This is a genomic window from Clostridium sp., assembly GCF_050717545.1.
Classification (GTDB): Bacteria; Bacillota; Clostridia; order Clostridiales; family Clostridiaceae; genus Clostridium_AD.
In genome coordinates, this window is sequence record NZ_JBOITN010000029.1 from 46,255 (window position 1) to 72,487 (window position 26,233).

Here is a 26,233-nt window from a genome sequence, read left to right on the forward strand (position 1 = left end):
AAAAGTTTAATTCATTCTTACTTTTACATATTCTATAATCCGTGGTAAAATGACTATGGTTGTATCGTCTTTATCTAAACTTTAGGAGGAAAAAGAACTTATGAAAAAATTTATAAAAAAATGGAATCAGATGAGCCTTGTAAAACAAATAATTATAGGACTAATTATTGGTATTATATTGGCCGTAACAATTCCTGGACAAGCAAAACCAATCGTCATTTTCGGTTCTTTATTTGTGGGTGCTTTGAAAGCGATTGCGCCAATGTTAGTATTCTTCTTGGTCATGTCTGCCATCTCTCAACACAAGAGTGGTCATCAAACCAATTTAAAATCAGTTATCGGACTTTATCTTTTAGGGACATTTATGGCTGGACTTGTTGCAGTTGTTGCAAGCTTTATGTTTCCTGTAACTTTAACACTTGCAGAGGGAGTTAAGAACGCGACCCCACCTGGAGGCGTTGTGGAGGTGCTTAGGGCATTATTACTTAATGTTGTTGATAACCCAGTAAAAGCACTTTATAATGCTAATTATATTGGTATATTGTCTTGGGCGTTACTTCTGGGCGTTGCACTAAAAAATGCTCCTGATTCTACAAAAACGATGATTGATAATGTTTCAGAAGCAGTAACTCAAATGGTTAGATGGGTAATAAACTTTGCGCCACTGGGCATTATGGGTCTCGTTTTTGACGCTATTGCTACAAATGGAGTAGAGGCATTACTAAGTTATGGACAATTACTTGCAGTTCTAATTGGATGTATGAGTTTTATGGCACTTGTTGTCAATCCGATTATTGTGTTCATAAATATTCGCAAAAATCCATATCCACTTGTACTTAAGTGTTTAAGGGAAAGTGGTATTACTGCATTCTTTACACGTAGTTCTGCTGCAAATATTCCTGTAAATATGAGCCTATGTGAAGAGCTAGCTTTAGATAAAGATACATATTCGGTATCCATACCACTAGGGGCTACGATAAATATGGCAGGCGCTGCTATTACTATTACAGTTTTAACACTTGCAGCAGTGCACACACTTGGAATTGAAGTGGACATCCCTACTGCATTTATCCTTAGTATACTAGCGGCAGTAAGCGCATGTGGTACTTCAGGCGTAGCGGGTGGTTCAATACTTCTAGTTCCTCTAGCAGCTAGCTTATTTGGAATTTCAAATGAGATTGCAATGCAGGTAGTTGGTGTAGGATTTATAGTAGGAGTATTACAAGACTCTTGTGAAACGGCACTTAACTCATCTACAGACGCACTTTTTACAGCAACTGCTGAATTTGCTAAGCGTAGAAAAGAGGGAAAAGAAGTTATTATTAACAGCTAGGAACTAAAACATAGTATTTGTTTAACGACATGAGAAAGCCCCTATCGCATATTATGAAGTGCTATAGGGGCTTTCATATCTAAGGAGTATATTATATAGTGTAATGAAAGTATAAAAGAGTAAAATTAAAAATAAGATAATATACTCGGGAAGAGATATCATAGAATTTTATTATTTTGCTAAGAATTGAAGGATAAATGTAGTGGTATGTTGAATAGTGTCTATAGAACGTTTTTAATAAATTAATATGTTGGAATCACATAATGTATATAATAGGAATAAAATGATTTGCATTAAGAAAGTTATTGTTTACAGTATTCATATTATAGTAAAAGGGGATGAATTGAAAGATATGAGAAAGTATCTAAGCTCTGTTTTGGCTTTAATGCTTATTTTAAGTTTAACTGGTTGCTCAAGTATTTCTAAAAATACAACAACAGTTTTATCTAATAAAGTAGAATTAAAGGAGAGCATAACTAAGGAAGAAACTGAAACTACGGAAAACACAGTCTTAGTTGCAAATGAGAATGATATCATAAATGATAATCTGAAAATACATTATATAAATGTAGGACAAGCAGATAGTATTCTAGTACAGCAGGGATTAAGCTCTATGTTAATAGATGCAGGAAATAATAATGATTCAGAGATTGTTAAGAATTATATAACTGATCAAGGTATTACAAAACTTGATTATGTTGTAGGAACTCATCCTCATGAAGATCACATAGGTGGGCTTGACTATGTGATAAATAGTTTTGAGGTTGGAAAGATTTACATGCCAAAGGCTACAGCAAACACTAAGACCTTTGAAGACGTAGTTAATGCTATTAAAGCTAAGGGAATGAAAGTAACGGTACCTAAAGTTTTGGAAACTTTTAAAGTAGGGGATGCAACCGCTACAATTTTGGCACCTAATTCTAGTGTATATGAGGATTTAAATAACACTTCAATTGTAATTAGGTTAACTTTTGGGGATAATAGTTTTATGTTTGACGGGGATGCAGAGGATGTATCTGAGAATGAAATGTTATCAAAAGGCATAGATGCAAGCGCTGATGTGATTAAGATAGGACATCATGGTTCTAGCTCTTCAACAACGGATTCTTTTTTGAAAAAAGTAAATCCGAAATATGCTGTTATCTCAGTGGGAAAAGGGAATAGTTATGGACATCCTAATAAATCCGTAATGGAAAAACTAGAAGACAAAAATATTACAGTGTATAGGACAGATGAGAATGGTACAATCATTGCAACATCAGATGGAGAAAATATAACATTTAATACCAAAGCTGGTAGTTATGATTTTGCAAAAGAAGGCGATGAGGTTTTGAGTAATAGTAATGCATCCACTAGTGCACCTACTAGTGAAGACATTAGTGCTACCAATGGAGGTTTATCGCAACCTACGGAGCCCACTTCATCAAATAGTAGTAAAGTTGTATATTATACTCCTTCAGGAAAATCATATCACTATGATAAAGGTTGTAGTACACTTGCAAGAAGTAAGACTATCTTAAGTGGAACGTTAGGAGAAGCATTGACGTCTTCTCATAATGACCCTTGTAATGTTTGTGCTGGTGGAAAATAAATAAATGTAATAATATGAAGACTAAAAGAGAATGAAAGAATTTATCTTAAGGAGAGGATGTAATGAAGTATAAAGTAGTATATTTTACAAGAAGTGGTAATAGTAAAAGAGTAGCAGAAAAAATTGCAATTAAACTTTCATGTGAGCTTATAGAAATAACAGATAACATGAATTGGAAGGGAATCTTAGGTTTTATAAAAGGTGGATATTATGCCTCAAGAAATAAGGTTGTTGATATAAAGGTCAATGGTGATTTAACTAATACTGATGAACTTATTGTAGTTTCCCCAATGTGGGCAGGTACAGTAGCACCTAGTATTAATACTTTTTTTAAAACCACTACATTAACTAAGGTACATTTAGTTGTAACTTCTGGTGGTAGTGCTCTAAAAAGCCGTTCGGGGTTTAAATCAGTTAGTGATATTATAAAAAATAAGAAAAATGAAGATGCGATTATTAATGATCTTGTTAATCGATTATTATAAAGGAAAGCTTAAATTATTTATAGATGACTTAATAGCTTAGCGGAAGTGCTAAGCTATATTTTTGTGCATTAATAATCTTTTTTAACAATCTTAAGTAGATTTAGATTATAGAAAAAATCATTTCTAGGAATGTGGAAAATATTATTTGCATACATATAATATAATATACAATTTATTAATAATATAAAGAAAGCAAGGTGAATTATGACTTTACTAAAAAACTGGGATATATTCTTTGATGAAGATGTTAAGGAATTAACAAAATTAAATTTACCAGACCCAGAGACCTTGGATTATTATGAGAGAATTAAAAACAGAGAAATATTTTGGAATTTTGATATCGATGATAGTTTGGTTGATTTTTCACTTATGATTATAAAATGGAATAAGCAAGACAAAGGTAAATCTTCGCAGGAAAGAATTCCTATTAAAATTTTAATAAACTCTGATGGTGGAGAATTAACAGCAGTACTAAATTTTATAAATGTGATCCAACTTTCCAAAACTCCGGTGTATACAATTGGTCTAGGTAAAACATATAGTTCTGGTGGACTAATGCTACTCGCAGGTTCAAAAGGACATAGATATGTGTTTAAAGATACAACAGCCCTAATTCATGCAGGTAGTACAGGTGCTACTGGTAATACAGATAAAGTTTTAGATAATTTTGAGTTTACCCAAAGACAAGAAAAAAGAGTTAAAGATTTTATTGTAGCAAATACTAATATTACAGATAAACTATACACCAAGAATTATCGAAAAGATTGGTGGCTAATGTCTGACGAAATTATTTCATTAGGGCTTGCAGATAAAATTATAACAGATTTAGATGAAATATTTTAACAACATTTATGAGGTCACTTTTCTCCCTAGCTTGCATATAATTAAAAGTATGATTTTAATTGTGAAGGACTAAAGGGGGAGAAAAATGATTTTTTGTACTAATTGTGGAGCTAAGCTCGATGATAATCAGAAGTTTTGTATAACGTGTGACGCTTTTGAAACAAGTGCATCCCAGCTTATAAACGAAAACAATACAAGTATTGAGGGTGAAATCTTTCAATTTGAGAGTAAGCCAAGGTTATTATAAGTTTAAAGATGACGGTGCTAGCGCACCTCTTATGGTAAAAGAAGAAAAGATTAAAGGTGGGGAAATGTTTGATTCTTCAACTAATGCTTCAGATAGTACGAAATCCCTAACTGCAGAGGCTACCGTAAGCAATGAGTTTATATTTGAAGATAGCGATAAAACTTATTTAACAGTTGAACAGGTAAGCACACTATCCATACCCCAGCTTGCAATTGCGAGAAATGAAATTTTTGCTAGACATGGTTTTGTGTTTAAAACTTTGATATATTCTGATTATTTCTATGGTAAGAGCTGGTATTCACCAGATTTTAGCTATGACGGTGGTGAATCAGTGTTAAATAAATACGAAAAGGCTAATTACGCTTTTATTCAAAAGTATGAAAAATAAAATTAATATTTAAAACATCATAAACAACTCGATTAAATACCCTCTACCATAGAATAATAAACTATGATGGGGGGATTTTATTTTGAAAACTGATTGCCAATCTACAATTACTAATTTTAAAGATAATATTTGTTGCAAATTTATAAAATTATATTTACAATTAAAATATGTTTATTAGACAATTTATTATGGCTGGGGGATTACTTAATGAAAATTGATTTAACAAAAGGAAATATTTTTAAAAAGATTTTAATTTTAGCAATACCAATAATGGGAACATCACTAATACAATCAGTGTATAGTATGACAGATATGATATGGGTTGGTACATTAGGATCTAGATCGGTTACTGCAGTAGGTGCAGCTGGATTTTTTACTTGGTTTGCTTTCGCATTTATTACGATTCCTCAAATAGGGGCAGCGGTTGGAGTTGCACAATCCGTAGGAAGAAAAGATGTGAATGAGACCAAAAGCTATGTACGGCATTCGCTTCAAATGAATTTATTTTTTGCTGTGATATATGGAGCTACACTTATAATTTTTAGAAAACAGCTTATAGGTTTTTTTAACATTAAGGGTCAGGATATCGTGAGCAATGCTATGGGTTATCTTGTTATAGTTTCAGCTGGAATGATATTTTTCTTCATGCCCCCTGTGCTTACAGCAATATTTAATGGACATGGAGACAGTCGAACACCTTTTAGAATAAACGTAATCGGACTTATTGTTAACATAATACTTGATCCTCTTTTGATATTAGGAGTTGGATCATTCCCCAAAATGGGGGTTCAAGGAGCAGCTGTTGCAACAATATTTGCACAGTTTGTTGTGACAATAACATTTATTTTCGTAATAACAAAGAAAACTGATTATTTTTCTAACATAAATTTCTTGCAAAAACCTGATTGGAAGCATATGAGGAAAATTGTGAATTTTGGATTGCCAGTTGCAGTACAAAGTGGAGTGTTTACATTTATAGCAATGATATTAGCTAGGATACTTTCCAGGTGGGGATCAACGCCAATTGCAGTTCAAAGCGTTGGGTCTCAAATTGAATCAATTACATGGATGACAGCTGGCGGTTTTCAAACTGCGCTAAGCGCATTTGTAGGTCAAAATTTTGGTGCGAAAAAGTGGGACAGAATTTACACGGGATATTTTATATCATTAGGTATTATTGCTGTTTTTGGAACATTAACATCCTGCCTTTTAATATTTTTGCCGGGACCTATTTTCTCTATTTTTATTTCAGAGAAAGCAGTAATAAAAGATGGTATAGTATATTTAAGAATACTTGGAGTTTCACAGCTTTTCATGTGTATAGAAATGACAACTGCAGGAGCCTTTAATGGTCTTGGTAAGACTGTTCCTCCTTCAGTAGTAGGCATAGTACTAAATGCACTTAGAATTCCAGGAGCACTTTTATTGTCAACGTTTATTGGTCTTAGTGGGGTATGGTGGAGTATTAGCATCAGTAGTATCCTAAAAGGAGTAATATTAGCAAGCTGGTTTATTATATTTCTGGTAAGGCATCCTGAAATTAAGGGAAAGAAATATATTGATTTTTCTAAATTAAAAATGAGGATTAAAAATTAGATGATCCTAAATATATTATCTCAAAAGTGACAAAATATCTCTAATTTAGTAAAGTTTCTGTGATATAATGAGTATAATGGCGTTTTAAATTATAAAATGTAGAAATGTAGAAATTTAGAGTAAAGTTAAGATCAGTATGAGTATTAACTTGCCATTGCCCGCGAGGCTGGCGTCATGATTAGAGGGGATACCAATGAATGTGTTAATAGTAGAGGATGATAAATTACAAAGTGAAAGTTTAAAGAAGATGATACATAAAATAGATAAGAATATAAATATATATGAAGCGATTAATAAAGATGATGCGTTAGAAATTACAAGTAGGAGTAATATTGATGTTTTTTATGTAGATATTTGTTTGAATAATTCTTCGGGAGTAGATTTTGCTATTGAGTTACGACAAATATCAAAATACGAGTTTAGTTTTATTGTTTTTTTAACAACGCATGTTGAATATATAAGTAAAGCATTTAAAGAGGTGCATTGTTATGATTATATCCTAAAGCCGTATGATATGGCAGATGTAGTGAAAATGACAAAACGATTTAGATTACATATTGAAAATATTAATAACAAACCCAAAGAAAAAAGGTATGTAATAATTGAATTAAGGAAGGGTGTTAATATAAAAATATATATTGATCAAACGATTTTTATTGAAGTAAAGCTTCGGGTATGTATGATACATACAGTAAACGGTGTTTACAAAGTTAATAATTTGGCACTAAGTAAAATTCTTAGTGTTATAAATTGTAAAAATATAGTTCAGTGCCATAAATCGTTTGCTGTTAATATTAATTATATAAAACGAATAGAGAATATAAATAATAAACTCAGTGAAATTTACTTTGAAAATTGTAATAAAAATGCTCTATTAGGTTATAAATTCAAAAATACAATAATTGAACGATTTCAGTAACAATATAAAAATAGATTTGTTATTAAGGGGGGGGGGTGTGGAATGATTGCCATTCTACAAGAAGCTTCAACAAGTTTTATTGAATTGATCATATTTATGTTATTATGGTCAAAGTTTTCATTGAAGGATCAAAACAATTGGTTTAAGAACTTATTTATTATAATAATGGAATCGATAATAATGATAATAATAAGTGATTTAGATGTTTATATGAATGTATTTATTGAATATATGAGTTTGATTTTGATTATGAAATTTATGTATAAGAGACCATTTGTCACAACAATTTTCGAATTTGTTATGTTTGCTTCTATAAATATGTTTTTGCAAATAATTATAATTGGTGGTGCAATTTTAGTTGGATTTCCATACTCAGATAAATACATGTGGAGTATCACTCTTTTATTAATTGAATTGATTTTAATCATTATAGTATTAAGATATAATTTTAGTGAGAAGACAAGGAGAATCTTAAAATTAGAATCTACTATGTTATATTATTTTGCAATCAACTTAGTGTTATATATTTTATTTTCTAAATTTATATGGGAATATAACAAAAGCATAATATTAAATAACCTGGTATTATACATTTCTATTATCTTGTTGATGTTATTATTAAATGTATTTTTATACTATTATATAGTTAAAATTTGTGAAGATAAAAAGGTTTTAGAAGTTCAAAACATGTATAAGCCCATACTTTTAGATATAGTGGAAGAGACGAGGAGGAAACAACATGATTTTAAAAATTATTTAAATACCATAAATGCAATAGTGGAAATAACAAGTGAGTCGCAAGTTAAAAAAGAACTTAAGAAGTATATTAGTTCACTAAAATGTTCAAACAATATTATTGAGGATATTATGTATATAGATAATATCATAATTAAAGCTATTATATATAACAAATTGTGTGAAGCGGATAGAACAAATATAAAATTTATATTTAACGTAACAAATAATTCATTGGAGAAGAGCTTAAATGATTATGAAATTTCAGATTTACTAAATAACCTTTTGGACAATGCATTTCAAGCTGTTATAATACAAAATAAAGATAAGGTTGTTATATTAAATATATTGGAAGAAGAAAATGCTAATATGGTTGAGGTCAAAAACAGCGGAATAACAATAAAACCAGATAATATAGAAAATATATTTGAAAGAGGATTTTCTACTAAAGAAGGTAATAATAGGGGATATGGACTTTACAATATAAAAGAAATAGCTAGAAAAAATGGCAGTGATGTTGAGCTATCTTTTGAAAATAACTATACTGTTTTTAAGATATGTTTTTAATGAATTATATAATGTATTAGTGTTAGCACGATTTAATATATTTATAAAAACACCACTGGTTTTTATTCCTATGGTGTTTTTTCTATGCTGTGGTATAATATGGCTATGGTAAATAGGCAAAAGGAAAAGCAAAGTAATTCTAAGGTGAAATGATATTTTTATAAGTATTAAGGGAGGAAGTTGATTCTTTATTGTCAGACATTTGGATGTGCGTAGGTGATATAAGAGGTGCTACAGAAGGTAAGATGTTTTTAAGTTATGGGGATGTTTCTAAAGTAATTGAAGAAATAAGATTAATTAGAATGGATAAAGAAATAAAACTATTTGTAAATTATGAAGAAATAAATAAATCATTTAAGAAAGTAGAAAATAGCTATACGATTTACGAATTTAAAGTTTCAAAAAGTTATTATAATATATTCAGAAAATTATTTAAGCTAGATATGAAAACACAATTAGGTTATGGTAAAGTAAATTTAGATATTTTTGATGATAATACACTCTATAGAATTTATACAGAATTATTGTTATATCTTTACAAAGTAAAAACTGATGAACTTCTTATACAATTTTCTACAATAATAAGATATCAATTAGAGTCATTAAAGATGATTTATGAGAACAAAGATTTAGTAGATTTTGATGAAGAGTTAAAGCAAACAATAATACAGTTTAGAAAGATATATGAAATATGTAGTTCAATGGAATTAAAAGTTGAATCAACCCAGTTAGATTATAGAAATAAAGTAATAAAAGAAAGAATGGAAAAAAGAAAAGAAATAAATGAATTTAATATATTAATGTTAGATGAAATTAATAAAATGAAAGATTAAATAGGCAAGGTAGGATTGCATATCTAATCTGGTTTTTAGCGAATAACTAAGGTATTTATAATAAAAAATAAAAAATACCTCAAAAAGGGTAATACAATTTTTGAGGTGTTTTTTAATTTGTAATTAGCGATTGCTTATATTATCAATTACATTTGCATCGCCTGTTTTATTAATTAGAGCTTCTTCTCTTTTAAGTGTTTCATCTATATGCTCAGTATTTTCTATTTCGCGTTTAGCTTCGCCTTTCAATTACAACCTCTTCACGTTTTACAGGGACATCAACTTTTTTGCTTTCTTCTATAATTTCCTTACCTATTTCAACATCACCCTTTTGTATATGTCGAAGTTTGGAAATAAAGATAATGGAAAGTTTAAGATATAATTTAATGGCAAAGGAGAAAGTGTATGACTAATATATTTCATAATTTAATATACCTATTTGTTTTTTTTATATTATGGATGTTAATTGAAGCTCAAGTATTTAAAATAAGAAGAATCAAAATTAAAAATAAAAAGATACCAAAAAAATTTAGCAATTTTAAAATTATTTTTATATCAGATATTCATTATGGAAAATATTTTAGAAACAATAGATTAATAAATATAGTAAAAAAAATCAATAAGTTAGAACCTGATATTATAATAATGGGTGGAGATTATTTAGATATTTCAGTAAAAAGTAAAAAGGATGTAACCAAGTATTTAGATAAAGAGTTTGAAGTATTAAAAAAATTGAGAGCAGAGCTTGGGATTTTTACAGTGCTAGGAAATCATGATTATTTTATAGGAAAGGAGAACCTATTAAATAAAATTAATTCAAGTTCATTTAAGATACTTAAAAATACAAAGGAACTTATAAGTATTGAGGGATATAGTATACAGATCACCGGATTAGATGACTTGATTGAAGGAAATCCAGAAGTTAATGTGCTTAAAAAAAATAGTAACAACTTTACTATCGCAATATCACATAATCCAGATTTCTTCAGTGATTATAAAAATGTTATTGAGTATGACCTAGGTCTTTCAGGGCATACGCATGGAGGGCAAGTAACTTTTTTTGGATTATGTGCTCCGTACACGTCATCTAAATATGGGCAAAGGTATTTGAAGAAGATAGTTCATGAGGAAAATAGAGATATAGTTTTAACTAGTGGCATAGGCAATGGAATGTTACCTATAAGATTTTTTGCAACACCTGAAATCGTAGAAATCACATTAGAATAATATGCAGTAGGGGGATTAAAATGGAGATATTGAACTTATTTGATCTAACCACATTACAGTGGTTTTGGGTAGTACTCGCAGCTTTTTTAGTAGGCTTTTCAAAAACAGGCATCAGTGGACTCACTATGTTAATTATACCGATTATAGCAGGTGTTTTTGGCGGTAAGGAGTCTACTGGGATTATACTGCCAATGCTCTTAATGGGAGATGTTTTTGCGGTATATTATTATAAACGCCATGCGGATTGGGGTAAAATAAAAAAACTACTTCCATGGGCATTAGTTGGAATATTACTTGGTGCTGTAGTTGGGAATTATATAAATGATAAACAATTCAAATCTTTTATAGCTAGTTCTATTTTAATTTGTGTAATTATACTTATTTATACTGAAAGAAAAGGTGACAAACTTAAAGTGCCAAAAGGAGCTTGGTTTAATATTTTAATAGGTATAGCCAGTGGATTTACTTCAATGATTGGGAATGCAGCAGGGCCGGTATTCAGTATTTATTTACTCACAATAGGGTTAAAGAAAAATAATTATATGGGAACAGCATCTTGGTTCTTTTTTATAGTGAATTTAACAAAACTTCCATTACAAATTTTCTTATGGAATAACATTGCACCTAAAACAACTATTTTAGCTTTCATGATGATACCTGCTATAACTTTGGGAGCATTGCTAGGAATTAAAGTTGTTAAAAGGCTTAATGAAAAACTCTTTCGCTATATTATAATAATAATGACAACTTTAGTAGCATTGAAATTGGGAATTGGGTAGATTTAATGAACAATTAGGAGACTAACTGAATATTAATGGTAGTACAATAATAAAAGGATTTTAATATATAATAGGAGTAAAAATATGAGTAGGGAGGGAATAACAATGGGTAAAATAATTGACTGGAAAAAGGAATATGAAGGTTACCCGCAAGGCAATGAATCAACGGAGGAAGATTCTTTGGAGGTGATTCATCAATTTATTGAATCGTATTATAAAGATGAGAATCAAGAAGATGTACACCCTTATGAAACAAATGGATTTGAATTAGGTCTGATTTCCTATCTTAATCTTTTAGAAAAGGGTCTATTACCAATTGTAATTAAAAACATTAATGTTTTAGCTGTTAAAAAATTTGAAAGATTAGCAAGATTATTTCCGGAAGTAGATATTCCACAAGAATTCTACATTGGATTCTTAAAAGGATTTAGCAGTGTTTATTAAGAATATACAAAGTAGAGATTGATAATTGTCAGGTACTCTAACCGATGTAATTGATATAAAATGTAAATACCAAGTAGATAGTTTAGACAACTGTTTATTTGGTATTTTTACTTAGAATATATTGTTCAACTATATGCTTGAAACTTCTTTTAGTAAAGATGTACTTGAATTTTCAGGCGTAAGAGTATAATATATATAACATAATGGATAGATATTGTCGTAATAGGAGGCTACTATATGAATTGTTTTAGCACAAAAGGTAAAGAAATTGTAGTAAATAGTCATGTTTGAGATCAAAGTACCTGCCACGACTGCTAATATGGGACCGGGATTAGATACTCTTGGAGTTGCATTCAAACTATATAATAGATTTATAGTTGAAGAGATAGAGACTGGACTTGAGATACTGGGTTGCGATGAAAAATATACAAATAGTAATAACTTGGTTTATAGTTCAATGTTAAAAACATTTAAAAAGCTTGGACAAGCTCCAAAAGGGATTAGATTAACATTTAAAACAGATATACCAGTTAGCGGAGGTCTTGGAAGTAGTGCTACATGTATATTAGCAGGAATAACGGCTGCTAATAGGTTATGCGGAGATGTTTTAACAAAACAAGAGGTTTTAAATTTTGCGTGTGAAATCGAAGGACACTCAGATAACATTACACCAGCGTTAGTTGGTGGTATGACTGTTTCAATTATGGAGGGCGGAGTCTCTCATTATAATAAAGTCCCAATTAGTGGTGGTGTGAAATTTTGTGCACTAATTCCGAAGGTACAGCTATCAACTGAGGATTCAAGAGCGGTGCTACCTGAAAAAGTTCGTCTAAAAGATGCAGTCTTTAATGTAGGTAGGGTTTCGATGCTCATTATAGCCCTTGTTAATGGTGATTATAAAGGGGTGAAGTTTGCTTGCGAAGATAAACTTCATCAGCCTTATAGGAATGGTTTAATCGAAAATTATAATGAGATTACGAGCTTTGTTACAGAAAGCGATGCGTTAGGGTCATTTCTTAGTGGAGCTGGACCAACAATTATGGTAATGCTTAAGAAGGATGATAATAGTACACAAGATAGGCTAAAAGATTTCTTGAAAGGGTTATCTGGAAACTGGGAAACACTGAATCTAGACATTGATGAAGATGGCTTAGAAATTACAGATATCTAAAGTAAAACTGTTAAAGTTTATAAAATTATTATAAAAATAACATACTCTTAACACAATTATTCGATATTTGTAATATAATTAAATTGTATTATAAATATATAGTAATTAAATAAACGGTTTAATTAGAGCCCCCTTTAATTAAATAACTAGAGAGAACTGGCGTATTTGGCTGGTTCTTTTTACTTTATATTACGCGTATTGCATTACTATTAATACAATCTAAGTAATATATACTTTTTATTGTGCATAAAACATTTGTTAACAGTTTTAAAAAAGCCACCTATAGAAGGTGACTTTTTTAATTACTTGGTCTTTAATTTTAATTTTTCTTCAATAGGAAAGTCCACAACATCTCTTGTCATATTAGATAGCTTATACATAATAGCCATTTCTGTGTCTGAAACTCCACTATTACTTTTATTGGCATCTAATTCGTTAATTGAATTTTTGGATTTGCCTAATTTGTTTTTATCCATTAGTATATTCTCCCTTCTAATAAGAAAATCACACTCAACATAGCAAGTGTTTATATAGTTTAACCATTATTGTTATAAAGTATAGAAGGAAAATAAGTATATAAATTTATTTTTAAGTGAGTTTGTATATGGAGTTGCATATTAAGTCAGGCTAAAGTCTAAGGGGAGTTTAAACTTTCCCATTATCTGATTTAGGCATGTTATTGCCTCCCCATTCACACATAGAGTCTAATATTGGAAGTAAGCTTTTGCCTTTTTCAACGATTACATATATAATAGAAATAAGCAATATAACCATAACAAGGTAAATACAGAATTGTTACATGTTACAACTTGTTTTGCTATAAATAGACTTAGATATATTAAAATAAATAATATAAACACTAAAATAAAAGGAGGATTATATATGAATTTTAATTATTTTATACCAACAAAAATATTATTTGGGCCGGGGAAACTGAATGAACTCGCAGGTGAAAAGCTTCCTGGTAAAAAAGCATTAATAGTTATTACATCAGGTAATTCTGTTAAAAAATATGGCTATTTAAATCGACTTGAGACAATTTTAAAGGAGAAGGCGATTGAATATACTATATTTGATAAAATATTGCCTAATCCTATTAAAACTCACGTTATGGAGGGGGCAGCCGTTGCTAAAAAAGAAAATTGTGATTTTGTAATTGGACTTGGTGGTGGTAGCAGTATAGATTCAGCAAAAGCTATTGCTGTTATGGCGAAAAATTCTGGAGATTATTGGGATTATATATCTGGTGGATCTGGGAAAGGAATGCCACTTCAAAATGGAGCTCTTCCTATTGTTGCTATAACTACAACAGCAGGGACAGGTACAGAAGCTGATCCTTGGACTGTTATTACAAAAGAGGACACTCATGAAAAAATAGGATTTGGTACAGAATGTACTTTTCCAACCCTTTCTGTAGTTGACCCGGAACTTATGTTAACAGTACCTAAGAATCTTACAGCGTATCAGGGATTTGATGCACTCTTTCATGCAGCAGAAGGGTATATTGCAAATATAGCAACACCAATTAGTGATGGGTATGCACTTAAAAGTATTGAATCAATAGCTAAATATTTGCCTATTTGCGTGGAAAATGGAAATAATATTGAGGCTCGTACGCAAGTAGCTTTAGCAAATACTTTATCTGGCCTTGTTGAATCTACATCAAGCTGTACTTCGGAGCATTCTATGGAACATGCATTAAGTGCTAAACATACCAAACTTCCACATGGTGCAGGCTTAATTATGTTATCTGAATCATATTTCACATTTTTCGCATCTAAAGTGCCAACAAGATTTGAGCATATGGCAAAAGCTATGGGAGTTGATGTTGATTCTCTTACAAAAGAAGAACGTCCTATGTCTTTTGTAAAAGCGTTAATTGAACTTCAAGAAAAATGTGGCGTTAGCGATCTTAAGATGTCAAGCTACGGAATAGAAAAAGAAGAAATATTAACACTTGCAGACAATGCCCGTAAAACGATGGGCGGATTATTTGAATTGGATCCATATACATTATCACTTGATGAAACAGTAGAAATTATGGGAAAGTCATACAAATAGTATGAAATATTACCTCTGCATTAATCATATCTAAAATATACACTAAAAGTGGATTCCTCGGAATTCAGAAAAAGGATATGATGGAGATTGGTTTTTAAGAGCATATGATGCTTATGGTAATAAGGTTGGGAGCAAAGAAAATATTGAGGGGCAGATATATATAGAATCACAAGGCTTTTGCGTAATGGCAGGCATTGATGTAGAAGAGGGGTTGTTAATCTAGTAAGAGTGAATCATATGGTCAAAAACACCCTGTTAAATAATATTTTAACAGGGTGTTTTTTTTGTAGATCCTATTTATATTGTTTACACTATAAAATAATAACTAGAATACGTATTGCTGACCAGGTTTTCTGCAGAACAATGTTACATCGCTAATTTCAGGTTGCTTAGTTATAAATCTAGTTATTCTTTCTACTCCAAAACCAGCTCCAGCAGTCTTAAATAGTTCACCTTGTTTCGCAAGTTCTATATAATACCTAAATGCGGTTTCATCAGTAGCTAGTTCTCTCATTCTTAGAAGAATCCTGTCTAATGTAAATTCTCTTTCTCCTCCACTTAAACCTTCGCCAAATCCTAATGGCCATATAAGATCATAGTTTCTATAAGTTCCTAGGTTCTCTAGATCTTCGGCATCATAAAATTCCCTCCTGTGGTTTGTTAAGAAGAAAGGCTGCGTTGCAGCTTTTGAAGCCTCTGCTTCGAAATCATCACCATATTTTGCTTGCATTTCATCTGTGGTATATTTTTTAAATGGTCCGCTTAAGTTAAGGTGATCCATACCTACTCCAAGTCTGGTTAATTCTGGAACACAGTTTTCTTTTACAAATTTGAATATGAAAGATACAATTTCTTCTATGAATTTAAGTACATCTTCCATAGTGCCTTCTTTAAATTCAAAGTCTACCTGAGTAAATTCGAATAGATGCCTTGAATCACCTCTAGTTGCCTTCTCGAGTCTTATGTTTGGTGAAACTATATAAAGACTATCAATATCTGTGTTTAACATAGTCATTTGTTTGTGAAATATCATTGACTTCATAACGTTAAATGTTTGTTTGTTATAAGTCAATTCGCAATCCTCAACACTATGGTTTAACGTATCTGTAATTGGAGACATCATAAGAGGTAGTACTCTAGTTATTCTTCTCTTATACATAAATTCATCTACAGCTTTTAAAACTGATTGTTGAACATATAATATATCCTTGATTTTTTTATTTTTAATTTTAGCCACTGCTGTTTCTAATAGTATTTTTTCTTCTTTTATTAATTCTGTCATTATTAATTCCCCCTGATATATTTTTAGTTTCGTTTCATCCATTGATAATATAATAATACATTTAACTAATTATTGCAATATATCTAAATAATATTTGTTATATTTATGAAATTAATAATTTAATTGCGTTTACATTATTAAAAAGTTAAAATATTAATTTTATTTGTGGCTTTTTTGCTGATTTGTTAATGTATTTGTTATAATGAAACAGAGTATATAATATTATCATGTAATCTATGTATAATTATGGAATAAATATACATAATTAACACACGAAATCTTAAAAGGAGTTGATATTATGAAATTAAATATTGCGGGGTTAGATGAGTTAGACTATCAAATATTAGAAATTTTAATTAAGGATTCTAGAAAGCCCTACCTTGAAATTGCAAGGAATTGTCATGTGAGTGGGGGAACAATTCACGTTAGAATGAACAAAATGCAAGAAATGGGATTGATTAAAGGAACAAGACTTATATTAGATACAAGTAAACTTGGATATGATGTATGTTGCTTTATTGGAATCTATCTTAACAAAGCATCTTCATATCCTGAAGTACTTGAACAATTAAAAGAAATAAAAGAAATAGTAGAGTTACATTACACTACAGGTGCGTATTCTATTTTCATAAAAGTCATGTGTAAGAGCATTTCTAATCTTCAAGATTTACTAATGAATAGACTTCAGGTAATTTCAGGAGTTCGAAGTACTGATACATTTATAACATTATCACAACCTATTGATAGAAATATTTCTCTTTAACGACATTTCAGAAGGAAAGTCTCTCAATTCTATAAGTGGGAGTTATATACCCTAACAAATAGAAAACTTCATGGGGAGTATAAATCCCCTTCTGAAGTCGTTAATATTGCAGCTCCGCAGGAGATGATTTAACGACATATGATTGGGTGTTTTGATGAATGTGGTCAACATTTGCAATATAATAGTCAAGATGTGCAAAGATTTTTTATTAATTCAGACCTATACTAAAAGTAATGTAATATCAAATATTCAAGGGGGCATTAATAAATGAGAAGTGCAATTGTAGGATGTGGCGGTATAGGTAATGTTCATGCTTATAATATTAATAAGTTGCATAATAATAAGCTTGTAGCCTTTGCCGATATTAATATTGGGAAAGCTGAAAAATTTGTGGAAACTTATGGAGACAGCGAAAGTAAAGCATATAAAAGTTTAGAGGAAATGATGGCAAAAGAGGAAATTGATGTCTTGCATATCTGTACGCCTCACTATCTACATGTTCCTATGGCTATCTATGCAGCTAACCATAATATAAATGTTTTTATGGAAAAGCCACTTGCTATATCTGAGGAACAATTTCTTGAACTAAGAGATATGAAAAACGATGTTCAAATTGGAGTATGTTTTCAAAATAGATATAATAAAAGTGTACAATGTATTCGTGAACTCTTGCAGTGTGGTAAAACAGGGAAAATAATAGGGGCAAGAGCATTTATTACATGGAACCGCGCAGAAAAGTATTATACGCAAAGTGGTTGGAGAGGAAGCCTTAAGACTGAAGGTGGAGGGCTTTTAATAAATCAAGCTATCCATACCTTAGACCTGTTGATTTATTTTCTTGGAAAACCTTTATCAGTAGAAGGAACTGTTATAAACCACCATCTGAAAGGTATTATAGAAGTTGAGGATACAGCAGAAGCATATATACAGTTTGATAAAGCTACAGCAAGTTTTTATGGAACAAATGCATACTGCACTGATTCACCAGTATTAATTGAATTGGTTTGTGAAGATATGATTATTAAAATGGAAGAAACACAGGTAACTATCGTAAATTCGGATAAATCAGAAGAAAAATTATCATTTAAAGAAGAACAGGTAGTAGGAAAAAACTATTGGGGGAATGGTCATTTTAATTGTATAAGTCATTATTATGAGTGTTTAGAAAATAATAAACATTTTCCAATAGATATTGAAGAAGCGCACAAAGCGCTACAATTAATGTTTGGTATTTATGAGTCATCTAAAAATAATACTGTTGTGAATTTTATTTAGGAATAAAATGTATACAATAAATATTAATTAATTTTGTAGGAGATACAATGTAATCAGTGAAAATAAAATAAATAATTATTAAATTTAATAAGCTAAACAGGCAGGTTAGTACAAACTAAATCTGCCTGTTTAGTGTATAATAGGTGTATATTAGATTAAAAGAGTATAATAATTCGAGGTATTTATAAAGGGAGATGAGAAGGGTTATGAAACAAATTTCAGGGTTGATTCTAAAGATTGGATTACCATTATTGTTACTTTTTTTGTTATTTAAATACAATGGTTTTTACGGTTTAGGTGCAATTGTTATGCTTATATTAATTGGTATCTTTTATTCTAGAGTTGAGATATTTGCATTTATAGGAAATAGGAAATATATTATGGGAAAGTATGATGATTCAGTAAAATGGATGAGAAGGGCGTATAATACTAAGAATTGTATAGTTAAATATAAAAATGCTTTTGGTTATTTACTTCTTAAAATGGGACAAACACAAGAAGCAGAACAAGTACTTATGGAACTTTATGAATCAAAGCTTTCAAAGGACGAGTATATGTTGGTTAAATCTAACGTTGCACTTCTAGTCTGGAAGAAGGGCAATATTTATCGAGCAGTAAGTATGCTTGAAGAAGTTTACATGGAGTTCAAAAACACTAAAGTTTACATAAATCTTGGATTACTTCTTATAATAAAAGGGGACTTAGAAAGGGCACTTGAAATTAATTTGGAAGCTTATGAGTATAATGATTCTAGCGCTATAATTCAAGACAACTTAGGACGAAATTATTATTTGCTTGGCATTTATGATAAGGCTCAAGAGATATATGAAAAGGCAATAGCAACTAGTCCGTCATTTCCAGAAGCCTATTACAATTATTCTTTAGTACTGGTCAAAAAAGGAATGAGGGAAAAGGCACTTGAATTTGCGCAAAAGTCATTAAAATACACCTTTCTAAATTTAAGTGCGATAACAAAAATAGATGTTGAGGTAACCATAAAGGAATTGCAAAAATCACATGTTTAAGTATATTAATAAACCAAAAGAGAGTGACTATCAATATTTTAGTCACTCTCTTTTGGTTTACTAATATAATATTTTCACTTTAATAAATGGTAGTTAAAATTTACATCCTAATTTAAGCAAATTATCATGGCTTATCTTAAGAGATTCAAAAGGATCCCGCTGGCATACATCTTGTTCTATAGGGCACCAGTCAATTCCAATATCATTGCAGGTTTTTATAATATTTTTCCAGTTAAGGTTTCCTTCTCCAATTTCAGCCATTTCCATTTGATTATCTTTTCCTATAACCATGTCTTTAAAGTGCACAATATTCATGCGGCCTTTCATTTTATTTATAAGGTCTACGGGGTTTGCTCCGCCAGCCTGAACCCAATAGGTATCAATTTCAAAATTAAAAGCTTTAGGGTCTGACTCTTCAAATAGTATATCCATTCCTGTTTTACCATCATATTTTTTAAACTCAAAGTTATGGTTATGATAAATCAGTTGTAAATCATTATCTAATAAAATTTTTCCATATTCAGATGCTTCTTTAGCAAATCGAGTAAGTGATGCTCTATCCACACGGTACTCATCTGGCATAGAACCTATTCCTACGTATTTACAATCCCATAATTTATGTTGTTTTATTACTCCAGCCATATCATTCTTTAATCTGTCAAAGCCTATGTGCGTAACGCAAATTTTTAATTCCTCTTTATCAGCAATTTCTTTTACAAAGCCAAAATCAATAGGACCAATTCCAGATACTTGAATAGCATTATAACCCATTTCTTTTACTTTGCTAAATGTAACAGCAAGGTCTTCTGGGGTTTTTAAAAATTTTCTTAATGTGAATAGTTGAGCAGCAATTGTTATTTCTTTCATAATTTATCCCTCCAAATTTTTTTTATAGTGTTAACACTATCTTTATTTTATTTATATGTGCTTTTTAAATCAAAGGTTTTATTAGGTGCAATCTCTTTTTTAAAGGAAGAATTTTTAATTTTTTCTTGAAGTTTTTCATAAAATAGATCCTCATCCATTGGAAGGTCAACCCAATTATCAGTCCAAGAAGATAGTAGCATAGCGTTTGATAATGAAAGACCTTTTATGCCTTCTTCTCCTGGAGCTAATAGCTTACTACCAGTTTGTATTGCATCAACCCAATTTTTCATAATTCCTATATGTTGTAGACTTTTTCCACTTGTTGGAATCTCACATTTCCAGCATTCTGGTTTTGCGAATGGACTATCACTTTCCATTTTTAATTTACCGTTTATAGTGCGATTACGCCAAAAGGTAAGCTTGTCATCTTCAATTACAACCTTGCCGTTATCACCTGTAATTTCAAAACGATTTGTTCCTGGTGCTTCCCCAGTAGTTGTTACAAATACGCCAGTAGCTCCATTTTCATATTCCACATAAGCAGTAACATCATCTTCAACTTCAATTTCATGGTATTTACCAAAACCGCAAAACGCCCTTACTCTTATTGGCATTCCACATGTCCACTGCCAAAGATCTAGTTGATGGGGGTCTTGATTAAGGAGTACGCCACCACCCTCACCAGACCAGGTTGCGCGCCAATCGCTAGAGTTATAATATTTTTGACTACGGTACCAGTTTGTTATTATCCAATTAGTTCTTCTTATTTCACCTAGTTCTCCATTTTGAACTAAATCTCTTAATTTTGCATAGAGAGGATTAGTACGTTGATTGTACATAATTCCAAAAACTCTATCACTCCTTGATGCGGCTTCATTCATTTCTCTTACTTGTTTTGTGTAAGCACCTGCAGGTTTTTCTGTAAGTACATGAAGTCCATTTTCAAAAGCTTGAATTGCTAAGGGAGAATGATCATAATGTGGAGTTGCTATAATTACTGCATCTATTTCCTTTGAGGCAAACAATGATAACGCATCCTCAAACAAAAGTACATTATCTCCTAAAGTATCTTTAGCCCACGTAAGTCTTTTGGGGTTAATATCACAAATCGCTGTTAGAATTGCACCTGGAACTTTGCCATCTATTAAATTTTGTGCATGAGAACTTCCCATATTACCAACACCTATTATACCAATACGAACCTTTTTCATAAAATTTGACCTCCTTTAGTTATCTCACAAAGAATTCCTTTTAGTGCCTTAGTAGCAGTATTAAATAACTCTGGACCACTTTGAGCAGCCTGTTTATTTTTGTTATCTAATTCTAAATTTTTTAATCCTGAAAATACTCCAAGATGTGGTTCTAGTGATAAAAATCCGTTATAATTGTTTTTATGTAAATATGTGAGAAGTTCTTTTACTTTCCCATCACCTTCACCAGCTGGAACTACATGATGATCACTGTATACAGCATCTTTTACATGTACATAAACGACATAGTCTTTAAGTAGAGTGTAAGCTTGCGGATAAGGTTTAACATTACACTGTACAAAGTTTGCTGGATCAAAAACTGCCTTTACATATTCAGAATTTATTGACTGCATAATATCAAGGCATCTCTGTGCGGTATCTCCATAAATATCTTTTTCATTTTCGTGAAGTAAAATAATATTGTAATCCTTTGCAACTCTAACAAATTCTCGCCATCTGGATATAACTTCATCTCTATATTTTTCTGGGGCCTCATCCTTTGGAATAAAGAAGCTGAACATTCTTATATATTTACTTTCTAAGATTTTTGCAATATTAAGTGTATGTTCAAAAAGTTCAAGATGTGGTTTAAAATCATCTGTAATAAGTATTTTTCCTATAGGAGAACCAACCGAAGAGATTTTAAAACCTCTCTCATCTAAGAGCTTTTTTATTCCTTTAACTTCTTCTAGAGAATAATCTACAATACCTTTTCCATTAACACCTCTCATCTCAATATAATGAATATCATGTTTTTCTAAAATATCCATTTGAGTTTTTAAATCCATATCAATTTCATCTGCAAAAGCAGATAACACAAAATTGCTCATAATGCATAACCTCCTAATAAGTTGTGATACTTTATATTATAGTTTAATGTTATATTATTATCTTTGTAATTCTTGCTTGAAACATTGCAAATATTGCTTTAATATATATATAGGGGGGGCGAGTGAAATGAAAGATAAAAATTTTGTATATACTACAGACAAGTTTTTACTAGTTCATAATTATACAGGGTCTCCTATAGATGTAGATACACATATTCATAACTGCTATGAGATATATTACTGTATTTCTGGAGATTTTACTTATCATGTTGAAGGACAATCATACAAGTTGCAAAAAAATGATTTAATTATTACGAATACTCGTGAATTACATAGGATAGTTTTTGATACTAATGAGGGGTATGAACGTAAATTCATACAATTTAAACCTGAATATATATCATCTTTTCAAAGCGAAGAATACAATATGCTTAGCTTTATTCAAAAAAGAAAGTTGGGCCAATTTAATAAGGTTAATGCTAAAGATGTAATGTGTAATGGAATTGATAAACTATGGCAGCAGATATCAAAATATGCCCATGAAAAGTCACCAGAGAATAGTATTATGATAAAAGCTATTTTTGTACAAATGCTTATTGGAATAAATAAAATATTTGCGAGTAATTCAAATGTTCCTATGGAGTCACTTGAATATGATGAGGTGATTATAGATATATTAAAATATATAAAGGATAATCTTGCAAAGAAAATTACACTTGATATATTAGAAGCGGAATTTCATATTAATAAATATTACATATGTCATTTATTTAAAAAAAATACAGGATTCACGGTTATTGAATACATAATCTATAAGAGGATCATGAAAGCAGAGGAGCTTCTGATTTTAGGAACACCTATAATAGATGTTTCTAGTCAAGTTGGATTTGGAGATTATACTAATTTTTATAAAGCGTTTAAGAAAATCTTAGGAGTTTCCCCTAAGAAATATATGAACAGATAAACTAGAGATGTTACCACAGGCAATGATTTAATGATATACTTGGAGTGCTTGCGATGGATTTATAAGATATATTTATTATAATGGAGGAATTATTATGAAAACAAATGAATTGCCAAAGTATTTTAAACAAATTGATAATGAGTTATGGTTTGAGGAAGTTGAAGTTGAAAAGAAAAATTTAAAAATAAGTTATAAAGTAAATAAATGCTTTTCATATTCAAAATCGCCATACCAAGAGGTAGCATTAATAGATACAGATGCATTTGGTGCGTGTCTTGTTCTTGATGGAGTAATGCAAACTACTTCTGCAGATGGATTTATATATAATGAAATGATTACTCATATTCCAGTACTTACTCATAAAAATCCTAAAGATGTCTTAGTAATTGGTGGAGGCGACTGTGGAGCAGTAAGGGAATTATCAAAATACAAAGAACTTGAAACTATTGATATGGTAGAGCTTGATGAATTAGTAACAAAAGAAAGCATAAAATTTCTTCCTGAAATAAGTGGAGGCGCAGATTTTGACAAAAGAGTTAATTTTAAATTTGGAGATGGAGTTGAATATGTAAAAACAACTGATATTAAGTACGACATAATCATGGTTGATTCACCAGATCCTGAAGGACCTGCTAAGGATTTGTTTGGAGAAGAATTTTATAAAAATGTAAAAAAATCTATGAAAGCAGGCGGAGTTATGGTGTGTCAAAGTGAATCGCCAATGATTCATCGTAACATAATTGAGAATACAAGGAAAATATTAAAGAATAATTTCAAGATTGTTAAGACATATATAGCTTTTGTTCCAACTTATCCAGGGGGATTGTGGAGTTTTACAATGGCTTCAGATGTTTATGATCCTTGTAATATGGATGAGAATAAATTGCCTTTTGAAACTCGATATTTAACTAAGAAGATTGCAAAATCATGTTTTGATCTTCCAAACTTCATAAATGATTTAAAATAGTTTGTTAAATTTAATTAGAATTTAGTATAATTTTATAGGAATCAAATAAGAAGTAATTAGTTTTTATATCTGCAATGTATAGATATCATTGATTTATATAATTTAAGTCTTAGTTAAAGCTGCTGTTAAATTTAATTAAATTTAATTAAATTTAACAGCAGCTTTTTTAATATTAGGGAAAAGAAGGATGATAATACTAAATGTAACTTATTGACTTTGGAAAGACAGAAAAATAATGTATACTAGGTATATAATGATAATTATATTATTATTGAAGCTCTGCAGGAGATGATTTAATCATAAATTTGTCATTATAAAAACATATTAGGAGGAAAATAAATGAAAAATACTGTTAAAGTAGTGATATGTCTATCCGTAGTAGCGCTACTAGTTATAATAGTAAGTATATATAGAATAATTTCATCAACAACATCAATAGCGAAAGAGAAAGCGGGATCAACTGGGCAAGTTGCGGTAAAAAACATATCAGATTCTAAAATTGCAAAAGATAAAAAAATAGCAGATGATAAGGCTATAGAAGATGCTAAAGTAGCAAAAGAGGTAAAAGCTATTGAGTCAAAAAAAGAAGCGGAGTTAAAAGTAATACAGGATAGAAAAATAGTAGAAGCTAAGTCTAAAAGTAAGCAAAATAAAGAAATAGGATATGTGGGTTCTAGTAATGAAAAATTTGCGTATTCAATTATGTATCCTGATAATCTTGTAGTAGAGTCTGAAACTGATAATGGAAATGTGCTTAAATCTGAAGACGGAAGGGTTTCACTACAGTTATATGGAAATAATAATAAAGATGGAGATACTATTGATTCAATATATAATAAAGCAATTGAAAATACTAATATGTATTATAAGGTCAAATCTGGAAATTGGTTTGTTATATCTTATATTGATGGTGATCAAATAATATATCAAAAGAAAGTAGTAGGAAAAGCGTCAACTAATACTTTTATTTTTAAATTCCCAACTAATGAAAAAGCTAAATATACAAGTGTTGTGGATAAGCTTGAAAAAAGTTTTAAAACATCTTCTACTGATAAAAATCATTAATTTAGTTGATAAATTTCTAATAAATGAATAATAAGAAAATATGATAGATAATAATAAATAAAAAACTAAGCAGAGATAAATCTCTGCTTAGTTTTTTTTATTCGTATATTTTTTCTATAGTTACGAAGTAATTGCCTTCAGGAGCTATAACAGTACACTTTTCTCCAAGTGCCTTTTTATATATTGCCATGCCTAGGGGTGATTCAATACTTATGTTCATTAAATCTGGGTTTGTCTCTACTGTAGATACCAAATGTATTTTTTCAATATCGTCTGTGTCAAGGAATTTAATATCAGCCTGACCACCAAGACCTAATTGATCATCACTACTGTCGTCGTCTACTACTGTACAGTTTCTAAGTAATTCTTGAACTGCAAGTACTCTATCATTATTGGTTGCTTCCTCATCTTTTGCTGCATCATATTCTGCATTTTCACTTAAATCACCATGACCTTTGGCTTCTTTAATTGCCGCTGTTATTTCTCTTCTTTTTTCTCCAGTACGTAGTTTTAATTCTTCTTCAAGCTTTATTACACCACTAGGTGTTAATATTGTACTTTTCATATTTAGTCACTCCTAACAAATTTTGCTAATATAATGTTACTCTCTACAAATAAATAAAATTTATTCTAACACTTTAATGCAGAGAATACAATAAGTTTTATTATATCACATTCTTAGAGAAAATATATCATATTTGGTTATGGCAGAACTAAAAATATAAA

General features: G+C 30.4%; 28 protein-coding genes and 2 pseudogenes. 22 read left to right on the forward strand and 8 right to left on the reverse strand.

The genetic code is table 11. From position 1 onward, the window contains the following. Nucleotides 1–100 precede the first annotated feature (100 nt). From sstT to ACREVX_RS07390, 10 genes are all read left to right on the forward strand, one after another. Nucleotides 101–1,333 carry a serine/threonine transporter SstT gene (sstT, locus tag ACREVX_RS07345; RefSeq protein WP_431543521.1) on the forward strand — a complete coding sequence of 411 codons (1,233 nt, stop codon included), beginning with the start codon at nt 101–103 and terminating at the stop codon, nt 1,331–1,333. Nucleotides 1,334–1,616: 283 nt separating this feature from the next. Beyond that, nucleotides 1,617–2,924, forward strand: a complete 1,308-nt coding sequence (locus ACREVX_RS07350; protein WP_431543522.1) for a ComEC/Rec2 family competence protein — start codon at nt 1,617–1,619, stop codon at nt 2,922–2,924. A 62-nt stretch (nt 2,925–2,986) separates the two neighbouring features. Next, nucleotides 2,987–3,409 (forward strand): flavodoxin family protein, encoded by a 423-nt coding sequence (locus tag ACREVX_RS07355; protein ID WP_431543523.1) that lies wholly within the window; start codon nt 2,987–2,989, stop codon nt 3,407–3,409. Between the two features lie 204 nt (nt 3,410–3,613). Then, nucleotides 3,614–4,252 (forward strand): ATP-dependent Clp protease proteolytic subunit, encoded by a 639-nt coding sequence (locus tag ACREVX_RS07360; RefSeq protein WP_431543524.1) that lies wholly within the window; start codon nt 3,614–3,616, stop codon nt 4,250–4,252. An 85-nt stretch (nt 4,253–4,337) separates the two neighbouring features. Further along, entirely contained in the window at nt 4,338–4,499 is a 162-nt protein-coding gene (locus ACREVX_RS07365) for a zinc-ribbon domain-containing protein (RefSeq protein WP_431543525.1), read from the forward strand. Continuing rightward, entirely contained in the window at nt 4,474–4,887 is a 414-nt protein-coding gene (locus ACREVX_RS07370) for a YARHG domain-containing protein (protein WP_431543526.1), read from the forward strand. The genes ACREVX_RS07365 and ACREVX_RS07370 overlap by 26 nt, the downstream gene beginning before the upstream one ends. A 207-nt stretch (nt 4,888–5,094) precedes the next feature. Then, a complete protein-coding gene (locus tag ACREVX_RS07375) occupies nt 5,095–6,483 on the forward strand; it encodes an MATE family efflux transporter (protein WP_431543527.1) in 1,389 nt (462 codons plus the stop codon). Between the two features lie 193 nt (nt 6,484–6,676). Beyond that, complete coding sequence (locus tag ACREVX_RS07380) at nt 6,677–7,402, forward strand: LytR/AlgR family response regulator transcription factor (protein WP_431543528.1); 726 nt, start codon at nt 6,677–6,679, stop codon at nt 7,400–7,402. Nucleotides 7,403–7,444: 42 nt separating this feature from the next. Then, nucleotides 7,445–8,704, forward strand: coding sequence for a sensor histidine kinase (locus ACREVX_RS07385; RefSeq protein WP_431543529.1), 1,260 nt, complete (start codon nt 7,445–7,447; stop codon nt 8,702–8,704). Nucleotides 8,705–8,910: 206 nt separating this feature from the next. Beyond that, nucleotides 8,911–9,537 (forward strand): hypothetical protein, encoded by a 627-nt coding sequence (locus tag ACREVX_RS07390; protein WP_431543530.1) that lies wholly within the window; start codon nt 8,911–8,913, stop codon nt 9,535–9,537. Nucleotides 9,538–9,660: 123 nt separating this feature from the next. Here ACREVX_RS07390 and ACREVX_RS07395 read toward each other — a convergent pair. After that, nucleotides 9,661–9,922, reverse strand: a pseudogene (locus ACREVX_RS07395) (DUF2382 domain-containing protein); the annotation flags it as partial. Between the two features lie 20 nt (nt 9,923–9,942). Here ACREVX_RS07395 and ACREVX_RS07400 point away from each other — a divergent pair. The 4 genes from ACREVX_RS07400 (at nt 9,943) to thrB (ending at nt 13,158) form a co-directional block, all read left to right on the forward strand. Continuing rightward, nucleotides 9,943–10,764: a metallophosphoesterase gene (locus ACREVX_RS07400; RefSeq protein ID WP_431543531.1), complete on the forward strand. Its 822-nt coding sequence runs from the start codon at nt 9,943–9,945 to the stop codon at nt 10,762–10,764. A gap of 20 nt (nt 10,765–10,784) precedes the next feature. After that, nucleotides 10,785–11,543 (forward strand): sulfite exporter TauE/SafE family protein, encoded by a 759-nt coding sequence (locus tag ACREVX_RS07405; protein ID WP_431543532.1) that lies wholly within the window; start codon nt 10,785–10,787, stop codon nt 11,541–11,543. Nucleotides 11,544–11,648: 105 nt separating this feature from the next. After that, nucleotides 11,649–11,987, forward strand: coding sequence for a hypothetical protein (locus ACREVX_RS07410; protein ID WP_431543533.1), 339 nt, complete (start codon nt 11,649–11,651; stop codon nt 11,985–11,987). Nucleotides 11,988–12,270: 283 nt separating this feature from the next. Continuing rightward, nucleotides 12,271–13,158 carry a homoserine kinase gene (gene thrB / locus ACREVX_RS07415; RefSeq protein WP_431543534.1) on the forward strand — a complete coding sequence of 296 codons (888 nt, stop codon included), beginning with the start codon at nt 12,271–12,273 and terminating at the stop codon, nt 13,156–13,158. Between the two features lie 302 nt (nt 13,159–13,460). Here thrB and ACREVX_RS07420 read toward each other — a convergent pair whose 3' ends face one another. Both ACREVX_RS07420 and ACREVX_RS07425 read right to left on the reverse strand, forming a co-directional pair. Beyond that, on the reverse strand, nt 13,461–13,634 hold the full coding sequence (locus ACREVX_RS07420; RefSeq protein ID WP_431543535.1) for a hypothetical protein: 174 nt from the start codon (nt 13,632–13,634) through the stop codon (nt 13,461–13,463). 169 nt (nt 13,635–13,803) lie between these two features. Continuing rightward, nucleotides 13,804–13,932: a winged helix-turn-helix transcriptional regulator gene (locus ACREVX_RS07425; protein ID WP_431543536.1), complete on the reverse strand. Its 129-nt coding sequence runs from the start codon at nt 13,930–13,932 to the stop codon at nt 13,804–13,806. 108 nt (nt 13,933–14,040) lie between these two features. Here ACREVX_RS07425 and ACREVX_RS07430 point away from each other — a divergent pair, with 108 nt between their 5' ends. Next, entirely contained in the window at nt 14,041–15,219 is a 1,179-nt protein-coding gene (locus ACREVX_RS07430; protein ID WP_431543537.1) for an iron-containing alcohol dehydrogenase, read from the forward strand. A 67-nt stretch (nt 15,220–15,286) separates the two neighbouring features. Next, nucleotides 15,287–15,430: pseudogene (locus tag ACREVX_RS07435) on the forward strand (GH36-type glycosyl hydrolase domain-containing protein); the annotation flags it as partial. A 114-nt stretch (nt 15,431–15,544) separates the two neighbouring features. Here ACREVX_RS07435 and ACREVX_RS07440 read toward each other — a convergent pair. Beyond that, nucleotides 15,545–16,501: an asparagine synthetase A gene (locus ACREVX_RS07440; RefSeq protein ID WP_431543538.1), complete on the reverse strand. Its 957-nt coding sequence runs from the start codon at nt 16,499–16,501 to the stop codon at nt 15,545–15,547. 298 nt (nt 16,502–16,799) lie between these two features. Here ACREVX_RS07440 and ACREVX_RS07445 point away from each other — a divergent pair, with 298 nt between their 5' ends. From ACREVX_RS07445 to ACREVX_RS07455, 3 genes are all read left to right on the forward strand, one after another. Continuing rightward, nucleotides 16,800–17,264 (forward strand): Lrp/AsnC ligand binding domain-containing protein, encoded by a 465-nt coding sequence (locus ACREVX_RS07445; RefSeq protein ID WP_431543539.1) that lies wholly within the window; start codon nt 16,800–16,802, stop codon nt 17,262–17,264. 267 nt (nt 17,265–17,531) lie between these two features. Beyond that, on the forward strand, nt 17,532–18,539 hold the full coding sequence (locus ACREVX_RS07450) for a Gfo/Idh/MocA family protein (RefSeq protein ID WP_431543540.1): 1,008 nt from the start codon (nt 17,532–17,534) through the stop codon (nt 18,537–18,539). Nucleotides 18,540–18,745: 206 nt separating this feature from the next. Next, nucleotides 18,746–19,564, forward strand: a complete 819-nt coding sequence (locus ACREVX_RS07455) for a tetratricopeptide repeat protein (protein ID WP_431543541.1) — start codon at nt 18,746–18,748, stop codon at nt 19,562–19,564. A 93-nt stretch (nt 19,565–19,657) separates the two neighbouring features. On the opposite strand, the gene ACREVX_RS07460 is transcribed toward ACREVX_RS07455, so the two are convergent. The 3 genes from ACREVX_RS07460 to ACREVX_RS07470 are packed head-to-tail and all read right to left on the reverse strand — an operon-like array spanning nt 19,658 to nt 22,511. Next, nucleotides 19,658–20,431 carry a sugar phosphate isomerase/epimerase family protein gene (locus ACREVX_RS07460; RefSeq protein ID WP_431543542.1) on the reverse strand — a complete coding sequence of 258 codons (774 nt, stop codon included), beginning with the start codon at nt 20,429–20,431 and terminating at the stop codon, nt 19,658–19,660. 47 nt (nt 20,432–20,478) lie between these two features. Further along, the gene (locus tag ACREVX_RS07465) at nt 20,479–21,642 is read right to left on the reverse strand and encodes a Gfo/Idh/MocA family protein (protein ID WP_431543543.1); all 1,164 of its coding nucleotides are present in this window, start codon (nt 21,640–21,642) and stop codon (nt 20,479–20,481) included. Continuing rightward, nucleotides 21,639–22,511, reverse strand: coding sequence for a sugar phosphate isomerase/epimerase family protein (locus tag ACREVX_RS07470; RefSeq protein ID WP_431543544.1), 873 nt, complete (start codon nt 22,509–22,511; stop codon nt 21,639–21,641). Before ACREVX_RS07470 ends, ACREVX_RS07465 begins: the two co-directional genes overlap by 4 nt. A gap of 127 nt (nt 22,512–22,638) precedes the next feature. Here ACREVX_RS07470 and ACREVX_RS07475 point away from each other — a divergent pair, with 127 nt between their 5' ends. The 3 genes from ACREVX_RS07475 (at nt 22,639) to ACREVX_RS07485 (ending at nt 25,507) form a co-directional block, all read left to right on the forward strand. Next, on the forward strand, nt 22,639–23,475 hold the full coding sequence (locus ACREVX_RS07475) for a helix-turn-helix domain-containing protein (RefSeq protein ID WP_431543545.1): 837 nt from the start codon (nt 22,639–22,641) through the stop codon (nt 23,473–23,475). Nucleotides 23,476–23,569: 94 nt separating this feature from the next. Further along, complete coding sequence (speE, locus tag ACREVX_RS07480) at nt 23,570–24,442, forward strand: polyamine aminopropyltransferase (RefSeq protein WP_431543546.1); 873 nt, start codon at nt 23,570–23,572, stop codon at nt 24,440–24,442. A gap of 339 nt (nt 24,443–24,781) precedes the next feature. Further along, nucleotides 24,782–25,507: a hypothetical protein gene (locus ACREVX_RS07485; RefSeq protein ID WP_431543547.1), complete on the forward strand. Its 726-nt coding sequence runs from the start codon at nt 24,782–24,784 to the stop codon at nt 25,505–25,507. A gap of 97 nt (nt 25,508–25,604) precedes the next feature. On the opposite strand, the gene greA is transcribed toward ACREVX_RS07485, so the two are convergent. Further along, the gene (gene greA, locus ACREVX_RS07490) at nt 25,605–26,072 is read right to left on the reverse strand and encodes a transcription elongation factor GreA (RefSeq protein ID WP_431543548.1); all 468 of its coding nucleotides are present in this window, start codon (nt 26,070–26,072) and stop codon (nt 25,605–25,607) included. Between the last annotated feature and the right edge of the window lie 161 nt (nt 26,073–26,233).